Origin of the sequence: Bradyrhizobium sp. 604_D8_N2_3, assembly GCF_051810765.1 — a bacterium.
In the GTDB taxonomy this organism is placed as follows: domain Bacteria; phylum Pseudomonadota; class Alphaproteobacteria; order Rhizobiales; family Xanthobacteraceae; genus Bradyrhizobium; species Bradyrhizobium barranii.
Genome location: NZ_JBPWPM010000001.1, coordinates 3,837,420 through 3,852,951 on the forward strand (window position 1 = coordinate 3,837,420; position 15,532 = coordinate 3,852,951).

13 protein-coding genes are annotated in these 15,532 nt (G+C 55.8%); 4 read left to right on the forward strand and 9 right to left on the reverse strand.

Annotation, left to right across the window (positions count from 1 at the left end; genetic code table 11):
• Window positions 1-72: 72 nt before the first annotated feature.
• The 4 genes from AB7245_RS18015 to gmd all read right to left on the reverse strand — a co-directional run bounded on the left by AB7245_RS18015 (window position 73) and on the right by gmd (window position 4,391).
• Window positions 73-717, reverse strand: coding sequence for a hypothetical protein (locus AB7245_RS18015; protein ID WP_354237454.1), 645 nt, complete (start codon window positions 715-717; stop codon window positions 73-75).
• Window positions 718-876: 159 nt separating this feature from the next.
• Complete coding sequence (locus AB7245_RS18020) at window positions 877-2,286, reverse strand: O-antigen ligase family protein (protein ID WP_439034531.1); 1,410 nt, start codon at window positions 2,284-2,286, stop codon at window positions 877-879.
• A gap of 88 nt (window positions 2,287-2,374) precedes the next feature.
• The gene (locus AB7245_RS18025) at window positions 2,375-3,313 is read right to left on the reverse strand and encodes a GDP-L-fucose synthase family protein (protein WP_354237452.1); all 939 of its coding nucleotides are present in this window, start codon (window positions 3,311-3,313) and stop codon (window positions 2,375-2,377) included.
• Window positions 3,294-4,391, reverse strand: coding sequence for a GDP-mannose 4,6-dehydratase (gene gmd / locus AB7245_RS18030; RefSeq protein WP_439034532.1), 1,098 nt, complete (start codon window positions 4,389-4,391; stop codon window positions 3,294-3,296). Before gmd ends, AB7245_RS18025 begins: the two co-directional genes overlap by 20 nt.
• 437 nt (window positions 4,392-4,828) lie before the next feature.
• Here gmd and AB7245_RS18035 point away from each other — a divergent pair, with 437 nt between their 5' ends.
• The 4 genes from AB7245_RS18035 (at window position 4,829) to AB7245_RS18050 (ending at window position 10,532) form a co-directional block, all read left to right on the forward strand.
• The gene (locus tag AB7245_RS18035) at window positions 4,829-5,494 is read left to right on the forward strand and encodes a transglutaminase-like cysteine peptidase (protein ID WP_439034533.1); all 666 of its coding nucleotides are present in this window, start codon (window positions 4,829-4,831) and stop codon (window positions 5,492-5,494) included.
• 322 nt (window positions 5,495-5,816) lie between these two features.
• Window positions 5,817-7,301, forward strand: coding sequence for an undecaprenyl-phosphate glucose phosphotransferase (locus AB7245_RS18040; RefSeq protein ID WP_354237450.1), 1,485 nt, complete (start codon window positions 5,817-5,819; stop codon window positions 7,299-7,301).
• Between the two features lie 152 nt (window positions 7,302-7,453).
• Window positions 7,454-8,455 (forward strand): glycosyltransferase family 2 protein, encoded by a 1,002-nt coding sequence (locus tag AB7245_RS18045; protein ID WP_354237449.1) that lies wholly within the window; start codon window positions 7,454-7,456, stop codon window positions 8,453-8,455.
• A 523-nt stretch (window positions 8,456-8,978) separates the two neighbouring features.
• The gene (locus tag AB7245_RS18050) at window positions 8,979-10,532 is read left to right on the forward strand and encodes a hypothetical protein (protein WP_439034534.1); all 1,554 of its coding nucleotides are present in this window, start codon (window positions 8,979-8,981) and stop codon (window positions 10,530-10,532) included.
• A gap of 80 nt (window positions 10,533-10,612) precedes the next feature.
• On the opposite strand, the gene AB7245_RS18055 is transcribed toward AB7245_RS18050, so the two are convergent.
• The 5 genes from AB7245_RS18055 to AB7245_RS18075 all read right to left on the reverse strand — a co-directional run bounded on the left by AB7245_RS18055 (window position 10,613) and on the right by AB7245_RS18075 (window position 15,274).
• Entirely contained in the window at window positions 10,613-11,947 is a 1,335-nt protein-coding gene (locus tag AB7245_RS18055; RefSeq protein WP_439034535.1) for a cellulase family glycosylhydrolase, read from the reverse strand.
• A 216-nt stretch (window positions 11,948-12,163) separates the two neighbouring features.
• Window positions 12,164-13,480: an O-antigen ligase family protein gene (locus AB7245_RS18060; protein ID WP_354237447.1), complete on the reverse strand. Its 1,317-nt coding sequence runs from the start codon at window positions 13,478-13,480 to the stop codon at window positions 12,164-12,166.
• An 898-nt stretch (window positions 13,481-14,378) separates the two neighbouring features.
• Entirely contained in the window at window positions 14,379-14,675 is a 297-nt protein-coding gene (locus AB7245_RS18065) for a hypothetical protein (RefSeq protein WP_439034536.1), read from the reverse strand.
• Window positions 14,672-14,863, reverse strand: coding sequence for a hypothetical protein (locus AB7245_RS18070; protein WP_354113039.1), 192 nt, complete (start codon window positions 14,861-14,863; stop codon window positions 14,672-14,674). Before AB7245_RS18070 ends, AB7245_RS18065 begins: the two co-directional genes overlap by 4 nt.
• 138 nt (window positions 14,864-15,001) lie before the next feature.
• Entirely contained in the window at window positions 15,002-15,274 is a 273-nt protein-coding gene (locus AB7245_RS18075) for a hypothetical protein (RefSeq protein ID WP_354237445.1), read from the reverse strand.
• Window positions 15,275-15,532 lie beyond the last annotated feature (258 nt).

A 15,532-nucleotide genomic window follows, 5' to 3' on the forward strand; every position in this document is an offset into this window, starting at 1 on the left:
ATCTCGTCGCCGAATATTCGACGAGCGTAGCGCTTAATCGAGGAATGCTGGCTATCGGGAGTCAGTGCGGGGCTAGGGGCTTACACTGTTCGATATCCTATTTGTCGTGTTTGAACTGGGGGCTGACGCGCTGGATGCGGCCGATGAGATTGAGAAGTTTCCGATCGTCACACCACCTTGTCCGATCGATGGCGCAGACGGCGTCCCGAACCTAGAGCTCGTGGAGCCGGTCTGCCCGCCAGATCCGCCACCCGATCCGGCGCCGGTGTCGCCCGCGCCGCCACCCGCACCCGTTTCGCCAGTCGGCTGATCTCCGGATGTGGCTGCAAAAGCGAGAACGACGTCCTGATCCTTTGTCCGGATTATCGCCTGTTGAATTTCGTTGGCGTAGGTTGGATTAGAGACGATAACGATCTTGGCTGCTTGAGCGAGCCCGCCACCGATCGCCAATTTTTGATCCTTGTTGGCGGTCGACAGCAGATTTAAAATCGATGCTAGCGTCGCCGGATCGTCGACCGCGAGATTTCGAATTAATGTCAGCAGGATGGCGCCTCCATCCTTGTTTCGCTCGAGTACGCTTCCGGGATTGCTCTGAAAATCGGCCGAGGTCAGGGACGGCTGTGCCGTAGCTCCATGCGTGGAGAGCCCCACGGCAGCCAGTAACAGGATCCAGCCAGTGGCGGCAAATGCACATTTGCGACAAAAATCAAATGGCATGTTAAATCTCCCATTAACTTACGAAAAAGTTTAATTAAAAGTCAATATCACGGTGGGGAGGCAGACACAATTGGTCCGCGCGCCCGATCGCTCGGCGGGCGGTTGAAGTTTAAATATCGTAAATCCTGCCAGATAGGTGCTGGGCCGGGAGCGCGGGGCTCATTGAACCCGATTGCCGCTCGAGAAGGATTGGCTCAGTCCCACGCCGAGAAGCCCAAATACCGTGATTGCAAATCCGGGTACCTGGATCGAGAAATCCACCAGGGAATGAGCCAAGGCGACCGCTGAAATCGCCAATGCGGCAATGGGAACGATACGATCTCGCCTGCGCACCTTTATCCCTCTGATCAGGACAGCGAGCGCCAAACCCCAGGCTGCAACGATCGTCATCGTAAGCGGGAGACCTCCTTCAGAGGCAAGCTCCAGCAGCGTGTTGTGAGCGCGGTCCCACGTCCCCCACATCGATCCGTGCAGGGACCGATAAGCAGGAAACATCGAAGGAAAGGTTCCAATGCCGGTACCCAGCCAGGGATGATCCGCGATACTCGCTACGGTTGACCGGTAGGTATCGAGCCGCATCGCATCAGAAAGTCCTTCGGCACTGAATCGTCCGCTTACGCTGGCCCCCAAGATCTGGAAGAGGGCGATCACCACACTGAGGCTGATAGCGAAGGCAATGAGGGCTCCGGACCGCCCCGGTAGATCTCGATAGAAGTACAGGAGCAGCGCGAGGACGAGGCCGGCGAGGGAGAAAACAATCCCAGCCCTGGAGCCCGTCATGAACATCGCTGTTACGCAAAGTGACAACATGAAGAACGGTAGCAGGACGTCGCGAGGTGCCTCCGAGAGAATCCGAGAAAAGACCTGCCCCCAAGCGAGCCCGTTGTGTTTAGCGAAAGTACGAATGCTTTCGGACGTAAATAGAAGCCATACAATCGAGCAGCTGCCGAAATACACGGCTGCAGTGTTCCGGTTGGTGAACGTAGCAGTCAAGTAACTGAGATGAGCCTCTTTCTCGACCCACAGCACCCTTGTCGGATCAATCAGGAACGACGCAAGGCCGAATATCGCGTACGTAGCTCCGGACCAAGCAACAACTTTGAGTAGTTGGGTCGCCAAGCTTCGGTCGCTCCCGACGATGATGCCGCAGATGATGGTGAGAATAACGATAAAGGGAGCTCCAAGTGCATAGATCGGTTGATGGCGTGCAATAGATACCGTGGAAGCCAACGGAACACCCAGCAACTCGCTGGTTCGCGTCCACAAGGGCGAGGGACGCGAAGCACCAAACCAGGGGGATATTGCAAGTTGTTCATGCAGAACCACCGCGTAGGCAACAACAACGATCCCGAGGACGAAAAAGATGGGGACGTGATGGCGCCGGAGGCGGTCGGGGGAGGCTGCAATTGCGGCGACGCCGAGAACGATACACCAAAGCGCCTCGACCCAAGCATCCATCGACCCGAAGGGCAGGGGTGCTAGAGCTACGACAAGGAATAATATCCGCGCTGAAACTCGAGTCTGCGACATCAATGCAAACGTGCCGATCTCCCCCTGATGCGACGTCAATAGAATTCCGCTTTAACCTCGTCGTTGGCTTGCACGACGAAATTGGTCGTACCTCTTTTCGCCGACTTGAGAATATATGCGTTCGTCGTTACCGATCGAGATGCGCCCGGTAGGCGAGCGCGATACCCTCAGCAAGCGGAGTGACAGCGCGCCAGCCGAGTTTGGTGATCTTTTCAATATCGAGCAGTTTGCGTGGCGTGCCGTCGGGCTTTGATGGGTCGAAGCTGATCCCGCCTGTATAGCCGACCACGGTGGCGACCAGGCGGGCGAAGTCAGAGATGGTGATGTCCTCGCCGGTGCCGATATTGACCGGCTCATCGCCGGAGTAGGTCTTCATGAGGTGAATGCAGGCGTCCGCAAGATCTTCGACACAAAGGAATTCCCGGCGCGGTGTGCCCGTCCCCCAGACCACAACGTTCTTGGCACCGGAGACCTTCGCCTCATGGAAGCGGCGGATTAGAGCGGCCACCACGTGGCTGTATTCGGGATGATAATTGTCGCCGACGCCATAGAGATTGGTTGGCATCACGTTGATGAAATCGGCGCCGTACTGGCTACGGTAGGCCTCGACCATCTTGATGCCAGCGATCTTGGCAATCGCATAAGGCTCGTTGGTGTGCTCAAGCGGACCGGTCAGTATCGAGTCCTCGCGCAACGGCTGCGGCGCCAGCCGGGGATAGATGCACGACGAGCCGAGGAACATCAGCTTGTCGGCCCCACCGACGTGGGCCGCGTGTATCACGTTGGCTGCGATCGCCAGATTGTCGTAAAGGAATTCCGCGCGCAGCTTGTCGTTGGCAGCGATACCGCCGACTTTCGCTGCCGCTAGAAACACTACGTGCGGGCGTTTGCGGGCGAACCAGGCATTTACCGCGGTCTGATCGCGCAGGTCGACCTCGCTGCGGGGCAGGGTCAGCAGTTCCACATTTTCGCGCGCCAGCCGGCGCACTAGCGCAGATCCGACCATCCCACGGTGGCCGGCGACGAAGACGCGCCGGCCCTGGAGCTCAAACGGGATGTCTGCCATTGGCGACCTCCCGCTTGGCGATCGCTAGATCGCTTGCCATCATCTCCTTCACCAGCTGAGCGAACGGGATCTTTGGTTGCCATCCCAGCTTTTCGCGCGCCTTGCTTGCGTCTCCGATCAAGAGGTCGACTTCTGTCGGGCGAAAATACCTGGGGTCGATCCGCACGACAGTCTTGCCCGAAGTTCGGTCTACACCAGTTTCTTCGACGCCTCTGCCGCGCCATTCGATTGCACGGCCGACCTCCGCAAAGGCCAGTTCAACGAATTCGCGAACCGAGCGCGTCTCTCCGGTCGCCAACACGAAGTCGTCAGGCGCGTCTGCCTGCAGTATCCGGTGCATGCCTTCGACGTAATCGCGCGCATGGCCCCGGTCGCGCTTGGCCTCGAGGTTGCCGAGATAGAGCGTGCCTTCGAGGCCGACCTCGATACGAGCCACGCCGGTCGTGATCTTGCGCGTTACGAAGGTCTCGCCGCGTATCGGGCTCTCGTGGTTGAACAGGACGCCGTTCGCAGCATACATGCCGTACGCCTCTCGGTAGTTCACCGTGATCCAATAGCCATATAGCTTGGCGACACCATAGGGCGATCGGGGATAGAACGGCGTCGTTTCCCTTTGCGGCACTTCCTGTACCAGGCCGTAAAGCTCTGAGGTCGATGCCTGATAGAATCGCGTTTCCTTCTCCATGCCGAGAATCCGAATCGCTTCCAGCATACGCAAAACCCCGATCCCGTCGGCATTTGCCGTGTATTCTGGACTTTCGAAACTGACGCTGACATGGCTCTGGGCCGCGAGGTTGTAGATCTCGGTCGGCCTGACCTGCTGCATGAGCCGGATCAGGTTGGTCGAATCCGTCATGTCACCATAGTGCAGCAAGAACGGCACGTTGCCGTGGTGCGGATCCTTGTAGAGGTGATCGATCCGCGCGGTATTGAACGAGGACGACCGCCGCTTGATGCCGTGCACGGTGTAGCCGAGGCCTAGAAGGTAGTCGGCCAGATAGGCTCCATCCTGTCCAGTAATGCCGCTAATCAACGCAACACGTTGTTTCGAGGCCTTGGGTGTAGTTCCCGAGAGCATTCATCTCCTCGTAATTTCTTCGCAACCTCATGTCCGTAGATCAACATAGCGGGGTATAGTTCTATTTTGCGTCAAATCGACCAAAATACTTAATTCTCAACGGCGAATTTCAATGCGCCCTCAGCGGCGCCGCCTCAAATTAAATGCTGCCGGTATTTAAGGAAGGGTGCCGCTGGAAACTGCGGCAGCTTGAAGTGTTCAGCCTCGGTCAAGCACCTTTCGCCAGCCGCGCGCTGCACAAGGCATCTTCCTCTCGGTGTCGGCTCGCTGCATGCGGAGCGACATTCGCCGTAGCCATCGCAAGCGCGGGTGTAGCAGGCGAGGCGGTTGGTTAATAAAGTTCGCGACAGTTGAGTAAAAAGCTTCGACAAAGTAGGGCCAATTCTCAAATTGCCCATGCGCATGATGCTCTCGGTAATGCGGGGGAGCAATTCGACATGCGTGAGATTCCAAAAATTACCGCGGTGATGATTGCGCTGCTATCCGCCGCAATCTCCGATGGAGCAAATGCGGGAATTTCCAATATGTCGCGCGGCTTGCGGGCGCAATTGGAACGAATTCAGCTCAGCGTGCCGGCGTTGGCGCCGATGGCTCATGTGAGGTTCTGCATGGATTACCCTGCAGAATGCACAGTTCGAAGACTGATCTTTCGCGGCGGGCCCGTTAAGCTGACTTCGTCGCGATGGTCCGATGTCGTCCAAGTCAACAACACTGTAAATGGCACGATTGTGCCAACGGCCAACCTCGGCGGCCTTGCAACTGAAACCTGGATCGTTGGCCCCCGAACTGGCGACTGTAACGACTATGCGGTGACTAAGCGGCATGAGCTACTGGCGCGAGGTTGGCCGGCGCGCGCCTTGCTTTTGAGCGAGGTGATTACTTCCTCAGGCGAGCATCACCTTGTTCTGGTGGTGCGGACGGCGTCGGCAGACCTCGTTCTCGATAACCTAACCGCCGAAATCCGAGTTTGGTCGAAGACGCCTTATCGGTTCGCCCGCATGCAAACACCAGGAAATGCTAGGCTTTGGGCTACCATCGTGTCGTGGAGCTCAAGACCTGAGCGGACGGCAAGTCTCGAGGCCGCTAAGGTTGGCCTCGATTAATATCTCCATCTGGTGCCATGGCCGCAAGTCTCAGCGCGGAATTGATGCCCGGCTCCTTGGAACGCGGAAGTCCACCATTCCGCAGTCGCAATCGAATGCGGCAAGCCGCGCTGGCTCAGTTGTCGCAATTACAACCCTAACGGAGAAGCGGCGCCAACATCCATTTGAGGTAGAAGTCGACGTAAAGGGCGCGCTGCGGCATGTCGCGTTCAAAATTAAATCAGAATTAATCGAAAGTTAATTTAACAGTCAATCAAAAATATGCTCAAAGCACGCTTGTTTAACGGGCGAATTTTCGAACCACATATTTTTGAGTGATTTCATGCCAAACAGTAGCGGCGAGTTGGCGTCGAGCGAGGCGATCCTCTCTCGTGACAGCGTCGGCTCGGCAAGGAAGGAGTCACGGCTCCGATTTCCTCACGCGATGGCTGGGTACTTTTGCGCCGGGGTCGATTTTCTCGTCATTATCGTGTCGAGCATTCTAGGTTGCTCTATCTATCAAGCGTTTTCAGGCCTGGTTGTTAGTAATTTTGATGCCTTTGCGCTGTCGGGAAGCGTCGCCGCGATCCTTTACTTGTGGATGGCGCACGCGGCGGGATTCTACCAATTCGGCTCCATTGTCTCGTCACATGCCGTTTACCGGAAAATCATCAATCGTTGGCTTGTCGTTGGTCTTTTACTGGCCCTGCTGGCTTTCCTGCTCAAGGTTGGCGCGATCTTTTCGCGTGGTTCGATTGTCACTTTTGTCGCTCTGACAGCCACGTTATTGCTGGTCGCGCGGTGGGCCGTCACGCGCGCCATTAAAGTTGTCGTTTCCGAAGGACTGCTGGCTGGTCGTCGAGCCGTCCTCGTTGGATCGCGGGATGAGTTGGCGGCGTTGGACGGCGAGCAGTTATTGGGAGATTTCGGCCTGAGCGAAATCGACCGCTTAACTCTTCCAAGCCCAAGCCTGTCGACCATGCAGCTGACCCGCAGCGAACTGAGCGTGCTCAATCTAGCTATGGATAGCGCAAGGCAAGAAGGGGCCGAAGCGATCGTATTGGCAGTTTCCTGGAGTGAGTCGCGGAGGCTGGAACTCATACGCGAAAGCATGCGGGCTTCGCCACTTCCAGTTCAATTGCTACCGGATCGGATTGTTCGGGGTCTGACGCGGAATCTCACATTTGCTTGGCAGCCAAATTTTGCGATCGAAATCAAGCGCGGTCCGCTCTCCCGCGTCGAGCATCTTTTGAAACGTGTGTTTGACGTCGTTGGTGCCTTGGTGCTCCTCCTTCTACTCTGGCCGCCGATTCTCATTGCCGCGATTGCAATCAAGTTGGATTCCGCGGGACCGGTCCTGTTCCGTCAGCGACGAAACGGCTTCAACGCCAAGCAGTTCAGGATTCTAAAATTCCGTACTATGACCGTAACCGAAGACGCTGACAAGGTTGTCCAAGCGACGCGCTTCGATCGGAGAGTAACACGAGTAGGTCGTCACTTGCGCCGCTTGAGCGTCGATGAGCTTCCGCAACTCTTTAACGTCCTGAAGGGTGATATGTCGCTGGTTGGTCCGCGACCGCATGCATTGGTGCATGACATCCAGTATGGGGAAATAATGTCGGACTACGCATTTCGCCATCACGTCAAGCCGGGCATCACTGGCTGGGCCCAAGTGAACGGATTCCGGGGCGAGACACGTCAAGTCGAACAAATGCAGCGCCGGGTGGAGCTCGATCTCTGGTATATCAACAACTGGAGCCTGTTGTTGGATCTGAAGATCCTGTTGAGGACGTGCATTGAGGTTGCGAGCGCGCGAAACGCCTATTAAGCATCCCGACGCTCCGGGACTCGCCATTTCGTAATCAAACGTTAAATTGGCGGCACACCGCAACCGCGTTCGACGCAGTCTGTGGCTTCTTGCATTTTGAAAGCCGCGAACGCTTCGTAGTTCTCCGATACGCTGAATCAGGTGAGTTTCTCGTGACCCGCGTCAGTATTATTATTAAAGCCTACAATGAGGAAGTGCATATCGCTTCGGCAATCGAGAGCGCCTTGGCGGCGCTTCCGAGCCCGGAAGGCGAGGTGGTGCTCGTAGATAGCGCTTCTGTAGACAAGACGCTTGAGTGCGCCCTCCCTTATCCAATCTCGATTTTCAGGATCGCGAACGCCAGTGAGCGATGTTGTGGAGCAGGTCCGCAGATCGGTTATGCACACGCCAAAGGCGACTTTCTCTGTCTCATGGATGGAGATATGGTTCTGGACAAGGAGTTTATAAAGACTGCTCTAGCCTTCCTCAACGACCATCCCGACGTGGCTGGGGTAGGGGGCAGGATCGACGAAATGTCGACGGAGAATATCGAATTCAAGAACCGCGCACGGAATCTTTCTCACTTGAATCCATTAGGTGAGGTTGATCGCCTTGCAGGCGGGGGGCTCTATCGACGGAGCGCGATCGATGAACTCGGCTACTTAACGGATCGAAATCTACACGGGTACGAGGAGTTCGACCTTGGAGCGCGACTTCGGTCTAGCGGTTGGAAACTTGTGCGGTTGAATGTCCCGGCCGCCAAGCACTTTGGTCATACTAGTAGCACATATCGCTTGCTCTTTCACCGTGTGAAGATGGGATACATTTTCGCACCAGGCGAAATGCTGCGTGCATCGATCAACGCTGGCTACTTCGCGCGTGTGATACGATCGCTTCGCGAATTTAAGCTCTGGGTCGCTGTGCTTGGATACTGGTCTGCCTTCGCGTTGCTTGCTTTGTTCACGTCCTACGGAGCAGCGTTTGCCGCCTTGGCTCTTCTTGGAGTTGCCGCCATCATCGTGGCCCTAACAGTTTGGAAAAAATCCTTTTCGAATGGAACCTATATGGTTATTGGCTGGCATGTTTTCACGATAGGCATGCTCTTCGGGCTCTTCAGGCCTAGAATCTCTCCCCTCAAGCCGCTCACGGTCGAAACGCTACGGTTGTCGCGATAATGAGGGAAAAAATGTTCCTTGTTAATTTGCGAAGGGAGCTGCGGAGAAATAGATCGATCCGAGTAAAGGTGTTTATTGCCGGCTTTCGTCTGACTAATTTTTTCTTTGAGTTTGACAAGACGCGTGTCCTCTACGCTCTGTCCAACTGTATTTACAAAACGGTTTGCTTCTTCTTCAAGATCGATATCTTGGCGCGAACACGGATTGGTTGGGGCTTGCGGATATTTCATCCCTTTTGCATATGCATTCACCCTGACGTTCGGATCGGCGACGATTGCATTTTGCGGCACGGAGTGACGTTGGGAAACAAGGGCGAGAGCTCAAGTGCGGTCCCTTCAGTGGGAAACGGCGTCGAGTTTGGTTGCTATGCAGTGGTTTTCGGCGGAGTAAGCATTCCAGATGGAGCCAGAGTGCGCGCTCTGTCGCTCACGACGGAGAGTGAAAGGTCGAAGGTGGCGATCGACGTGAACGTTCGCGATGCCTGTGACCTCGATCGGGAGTCTCTGTGCGGATTCGACAGGCCGTGAATACCGAAGGACCACATAAGCACATCAATATTCATCGCGCGTTCCAGATCCACTACGCGTTCAAGTTCATCAATCTGTTCCTGGGATTCTTCTTTCAGATCCTTGTGGTGAAAACGCTACCGCCGAGCGGCTACGCGACCTATGCGATCTTCCTTGCAATCCTTTTGACGATGGAGCGGCTACTTTCGTTCGGCATTGATCGTACGTTGCTGCGTTATGTTCCATCGCTTACAGCGGATGGTGACTATCAAGGCCTCGCGGCTCTGTTGAAGAGGGTGGCTCTCGTAAGGGGGGGATCTATCCTGGTGGCGCTGGGTGCAATTGGTCTGCTCGCGACGTTCGCGCGAGACACGTTGCTGATGGGCGAAGGGATACTTACGATCTGCGCGTTCGCTGTTTGGTATGCGGGCTATGCGGTGACGACCGATTTGGAGATGTTGGCGCAAAGCTGGATCGTGCACGCGACGACCGCGATATCGGGAACGATCGATGTCCTTTTGCGAAGCGCGTGCGTACTCCTTCTTGCACTTTCCGGTCATGAAATCAGCGGTGCTACAGTGATCGCAATATCGGCTGTGACGACGTTTGTTGCGGTGATCATCATACTCTTAAAATTGATCCGGCTCAGGCCGCATATCTCAAGTCTTCTGATCGCGACCAACGAGCAGCGACTGCCCCGCCTGAGCGCGAAGGATGCTCCGCTTTTCGCCGCATCAATCTACGCGTCCAACATTGGCTGGTTGATTACCAGTCCCTCGGTTGTCAGGATATTTGCCAAAGGCGGGCTCGATATTGTTACGTTTTCCGCATTTTCGTTTGTGCAAGGGCTTTGCGTTTCGATTCAAAGGGCGTTTCCCGGTCTGATGATCCTCCCAAGTCTGGAGCCCTTGTTCGCCAGGTTCACGATGGCGCCTGCGCGAGTGTTTTCCTCGCTTTCGCTGGTGTTCAAGCTTGAGTTGGTCTGCTTTTTGGCTTTCTCAATTCTTACTGGCCTCGCGGGACGAGAGATCATCGCGCTTGTATCACGGCCGGAGTATGCTCCGTACTACTACTTGCTCCCGTTGGTCATGTTGATCCTCTTGTTTCAGACCATTTACCGGATATGCGAGATTGTTACGAGCGTTCAGCTTAAGCACACCGTCTTCCTGGCGCTCTGGCCGGTATCGCTGCTGGGGGTCGCAGCTCTCTACTTGACTGCAGATCGTTGGGGCCTTCTCGCAGTCCTGTTCATTCCGCTCACAGAAAGTGCAATCCGTATCGGAATCATCATGCTTGCCCATCGACGCGTCGAGACATGGCGGGCAATAGACCCCGTTCGCTCGCTCCAGGTCGGAACAGCGGCAGGCGGCTCCGTTCTATTTGCTTTGCTTGCTCGCTACGCCCGACCAGACTTCGGAAACCTAACCTTGGCCGTGCTGGCTACAGGTCTCTTCTTTTTGACGGTGTTTGTTGTACGCCCACTGCGTAAGGATGAGGTCACGAGTCTCAGTCTGACCATGCCGTCGTCCCTGCAGTCCCTGAGTCGCGCGATCACGCGTTGGGCCCGATAGGGATAGGTGGGCTCGCCCTCAGGCGCCGTTTGATCGAGTCATGGCTTCGGTCGCTTAAAGTGAAAGTGCTCTTCGAGAACCTACCTTCCGGGCAGCCTCAGGGCCTCCAGCATATCCGCCTCAAATGCGAACGGAGGAGCTGCAGAGGAGATCGCAAAACAATCGCCTTGCATCTGATGGATAGTGATCAGTCCTATACCGCTTGCAAATGAGTTGTCCCGTATCGCCCGGACGAAATTGAAGGCGCTTTTCGAGGGAGCCTTTCCGACGCAACCAGCTTGGTCGCGATTTACGCCAAACTCCGTATTCATGATTTGCTTGCGTGACAAGTGATGAAGGTCGGCCCAGGTGTTTACGACATTCATTCGCTTCAGCAACAACTCCGCATTGCCAAAGGTTGTCCTGTACTTTTCGAAGCTGTAGCTGTGAACCGTTCGATACAGAAAGTCGTAGATTAGTTGCGATTTTGCCGAGTGGGTCAGATTTGGATCTGCCGCCACGTTTCTTCGAAAGGTATTTTCTGCGGCGAGCTTACCATCTCTGTCCATTGCAGCAGGAAACTCAAGGCCGCCGACATGAGAGAAGAATCCAGCATACCCTTGATGCGTGAAGGTGGCGGACTCGTAAGGGTGGATCGCATAGCCGGTATTCGCGTCAAAGCGGTCGGGTCTTAAATTGACAACACCCGCTGACGAGTCCCCGCTGACCGATCCGTCGAGCTCCGCGAAGCCGGTTCCGGCCACGATCAATGTGTGAGTTGGCAGGATCAGGCGGATCTGCTTCCAGTAGAATTCGATTTGCTCGTTCCAGGGGCGCTGACCGTTGAATGAAGTGGGTGACGGGGGTTCGTTGAAAAGCTCGATAGCAACCAGAGCTGGCGGAAAGCGCGCCCCGATGGAAATGGCAAGCTTGCTGACGACGTGGATCAAGCGCTGAAACTTTTCCCCGGTCTCGCCATCCAGCAGATCGACATCCGCGAAGCCGGAGACCGGGTGAGCTCCTCGAGGGAAGGGATGAATATCCACTATGACCCTCAGTCCACTGTCTACTCTCCGGGAAATGCCGATCATTATCTGCGCAACTAATGCACCAAGTAAGTTTTCGGAGCGAGCCGACATCAACGCGCCAACGTCTATCACCATTCTGAGGCAGTCAAAGCCAGACGAGTTGATCAAAGCGAGCCGCGATTTTGGCATGACTGCTTGGTCGGAGCCGCCGTTTCGAAAGGGATCCTCGTCGTAAGCAGCCGATCCTGGGGGGCCGATCGACAAGCCGTATCCGAACGGCTGAAATGTGTTTAAGCAGACCAGGGTCTTGTGGTTATCGGAGAAGGCAGGGCCATCGCTCAGTTGCGGTTTCTGCATTGACGCGTGAGAGGGAAGGCCCGAGCAGCAGATGGCAAGAGCTGTGGCCATCGCCATCGTCCGTAGTTCTCGAAAGTGACAAGCGTTCAACGGAATGCCCAATCTTAGGTTATCGACGACTCCGTGGATGTCTGACCTCCCTCCGCTTTGATATCTTGCGGCCAGCGGAGAACATTTCGGCGTAGACAAATTTGATTTCTAACGGCCGCTGGACAATCTCGGCGGACCTTCCGGGCGTTAGGAGTTGATTGGAGCCGGCGCGGTCGGCTAGGCGCGGTTGGAGCTAACTCCCAATCGTCGTTTAGGCTCTCGCCTGTACTGGCGCTTGGGCAGTCCGGGGGGACTGTTGAGCGATCTAGAACGCGCGCCCAAGCGTCTCAATGCGGAAAGCTCGGAGCTCGCGGTCACCATCGCCATCGCCGGCAAGACCGCATACCAGCTATTTGGCGCTAGAAACGCCGACTCTACAACGTTGGCCCCAATCATATAAATGAAAATCGCCAACGGAAACGCGTTGATGTGCGACTTCTCTTCATCCCCAGATATCAGAAGTCGCGCCGCAATCCAAAATTGCCAGGCGAGCAGGACCAAGCATAATGCGAGACCAACATACCCGAACGAAATTAGTATCTCCATAAAGCCATTATGCGCGTTGAGGAACTGACCGTATCCTATTCCTTCGATCTGAGGTGATATTATCTTGGTAAAACCTGCTGCGAGACCGTAGCCAAGGAGCGGGCGCTGGTCGGCTAGCCCAATCAGGTAGCCCCACAGCGGAACGCGGCCCGTCAAATCGGGCTCCTTTCCAAGAGCATTAAGTGTGAGCGTTGCAAGATCGCCGCCGAATAATGCGATCATCAGAAGCGCAAGCGTCAGGAACGGCAATGCGGCTATTCGTATTTGAAATGAGCATCGACCCACGAGCATCAGCGTGGCCAGCAGGACGGGCATGAAACCCGCTACGGCGTAGGCGGCACCGGAGTTGGCTCCGTACAGGCACACCAGACTGATAGTGATGATGGCAACGCGAACTGCATAACTTGTGAAGGCAACGCGACCATAAAAGAGCACGAGTACGAACGACAGCGCGGCCAGCTGCCCCAAGGCGGTCCGATGGCCAATCACCCCGCGCCAGGAACCCGCGTGGACCGCCTCAAAAGGAAAAACATCTGTGGCCTGATGGACACCCTGATAAGGAAAAACAAAGACCCAGACAAAGCTTGCAACGATAATAGAGGACAGCGTCCAGAGGAATAAACGCAGCGAGCCCACCGTTCCAAACTTTGAGCAAATGGCAATTCCAAAAAGTACGGTCCCGGACAGGGCAACGCTCTTTCGCAGAGTCAACAGCGGGTCTGGCGACCACAACATTGATAGGAAGCCCAGCAGAGGGAGGATAAATACAGGCCAGCTATGACGAACGGTTGTCCAGAAATTGGACGAGATCAGGAGAAGAATCGCAACCAAATAGCACAAGCTCAGCACGATTTGGCTGCGAAGGGAGCCATCTGCACCGAGGTCCATCGGACGGCCAGTGTCGATGCCGGCAATCTGCAGCGCAAATCCGCCGATCATCGCGATCATGCAAATTCCGGAAATGATCGTGACCGGCAACGGAACCGAGGGCGGTCCCGAATTTTCTGTAGGTCGCTGAAGCTTGAGCCGATAGAAGTTGCGTTTTTGAAAAACCGAATTCCGTTGCATGATCCAACTGGTCTTGCGCGACGAACGCTGAGAGGTCGTCAGGACGCGAATGTCTCAGTGGGCGACAAATCGTAAACGACGAGGATTCCCCGAATATTGCTACAGCACATTTTAAATACCAGGGAAATAAATAATTAAGTATTTGCGAAACAAGCTTAAAATGGCCGAGTTGCCGCGGTCGGTCTTTTGTCCCGCCGTCACCCTCGAACCGTTTTAGGCGGTCTACTCGTGGCAATCTCTGGGAGATGGTTCGCCACCGCAAGCGTGACGTAGGCAGCCTCAGCTGGCGGCCTCAGTTGAGTTTCCTGCGAAGCTTTCGAGCGCTGGCGGGCCTAGCACTCCCGGCGCTCTAATCCGCAATTGGATCGGCAGCCGGGAGCATTGGGGCTGGAATTGCCATGGCGTGCCATGTTGGCCCTCCAAGTGACAATGCGTAGAAAACCGGAGTCCGGTAGTTGTCCGGACTCCATTTTTGGAACGGGGTGTTCTACTGAAGGAACACCGGCGCGATTTGAGCACCAAGTTTTTTCGTTATTCCGGGAATGCCGCAGTGGGGGCTGGAACCACGCTGCGGCTTTTCCGATTTCACGAGGGTTCGAGCTGCCACCTGGCGGCCGGTGGCACAGACTGCATGCCAAGGAAGAAAGCCCCAGCTACGCTAAGGTGATGCGTGAGGAATGGGCGTTTCGGTTTTTCATTTGCTTGGTCGGGCTTTTCCCCGTCGTTCTAGTGGCAATCTTGTTGTTCAAGCTTTGAGGCCGCCAACTGAGACGACCTCTTATTGATCCCTCGTCAGCTTTCGCCGGCCCCAATGAGGCTCTTTGCCCTTCGGGCTAAGCTCCGGGACATAGTGGCGGTTCAATGCCCGCATGACCCCGATGCGGGCAAACATCGTCGGGCCGCCACCTTCCGCCACCACGATCAAGGCTTCCATCGCCGCTTGCCACTCCGGTACGGCGTGCTCTTTCTTCGGCAGCGTGGCGATGTACTCGCCGGCGTCGAGCAGCGTCACCAGTACCTGATTGCCGATCGTGACCGGATCCTTGAAACGCCGACCCCAGCCTCGTTCGGTCATTCCTTCCGCTTCAGATCATGTCCCGCGGCACCAATGGCGCGTTCAACCTCATCGGCCAGGATTGTCAGATGCTCGGCCAGCTTGGTGAACAGTTCTCGCTTCCTGGGCTCAGTTGCCAGATCACGAATCAAGGCGCACTCGGCAGCATCCGTGCGCAGCTTTTCCAACTGAGGCTGCATGTCTTTCATGGTGATCGGTTCCGTTCCCGATCTGGAACTATAACGCTTTGTGCAAAAGCAGACAGATTTGATTGCCGTTTTTTCCTATGCTCATGGCCACCTGGCGACCCCATTACCGCCAAGGTACCTTCAAACGGCCCCGGCAATTTAGTCTTTTGCTGGGGCCGCTTTTGCGCTGGTGCCGATCAGCCGGACATAGGTCCCGCTCTCATGCAGCTCGAGCCAGCCGCATTCAACTGCATACTTGATGCCGGCCCCAAACTCCGAGCCACTGGCTTTTAGCGTGTAAAGGAAGGGCGCGTTTATCTTCTCAATGTGGATGCGGCCGTCCTCGACCGCTTCAATAGACGTCGCGAGTTCTACCAGCTTGCGAGTCGCGACTTCCGGGTTGGCGAAGGATCGTTCGGTGGCGGGTTTCATCGGTACCCCATAGCTGGCACTGTCGGCGTATTCCAATCGAAGTCTGGTCGGACATCGGCGCCTCTTCTGCCGCAAGCCTGACAGACGAATTTCGACTCAATATCCGATAGCCGCACATCGTCAGACCATCGATCCGCGCTTGAGGCGCTCGAGACTCTCCGGATGCTGTTGCGGCAGCTTGGCGGCAAGGCCCGCCTTTCCGTTGATCGAGATGCGCCCAGCGGCGCTTTGCTGGCTTCGAACACCCGCGCGCCGAGA

Excerpts from the sequence above, each read along its gene's own strand:
- AB7245_RS18015 (WP_354237454.1), bottom strand. The coding sequence starts at position 717 with ATGCCATTTGATTTTTGTCGCAAATGTGCATTTGCCGCCACTGGCTGG.
- AB7245_RS18025 (WP_354237452.1), bottom strand. The coding sequence starts at position 3,313 with ATGGCAGACATCCCGTTTGAGCTCCAGGGCCGGCGCGTCTTCGTCGCC.
- gmd (WP_439034532.1), bottom strand. The coding sequence starts at position 4,391 with ATGCTCTCGGGAACTACACCCAAGGCCTCGAAACAACGTGTTGCGTTG.
- AB7245_RS18035 (WP_439034533.1), top strand. The coding sequence starts at position 4,829 with ATGCGTGAGATTCCAAAAATTACCGCGGTGATGATTGCGCTGCTATCC.
- AB7245_RS18040 (WP_354237450.1), top strand. The coding sequence starts at position 5,817 with ATGCCAAACAGTAGCGGCGAGTTGGCGTCGAGCGAGGCGATCCTCTCT.
- AB7245_RS18055 (WP_439034535.1), bottom strand. The coding sequence starts at position 11,947 with ATGGCCACAGCTCTTGCCATCTGCTGCTCGGGCCTTCCCTCTCACGCG.
- AB7245_RS18060 (WP_354237447.1), bottom strand. The coding sequence starts at position 13,480 with ATGATCGCGATGATCGGCGGATTTGCGCTGCAGATTGCCGGCATCGAC.
- AB7245_RS18065 (WP_439034536.1), bottom strand. The coding sequence starts at position 14,675 with ATGACCGAACGAGGCTGGGGTCGGCGTTTCAAGGATCCGGTCACGATC.
- AB7245_RS18070 (WP_354113039.1), bottom strand. The coding sequence starts at position 14,863 with ATGAAAGACATGCAGCCTCAGTTGGAAAAGCTGCGCACGGATGCTGCC.
- AB7245_RS18075 (WP_354237445.1), bottom strand. The coding sequence starts at position 15,274 with ATGAAACCCGCCACCGAACGATCCTTCGCCAACCCGGAAGTCGCGACT.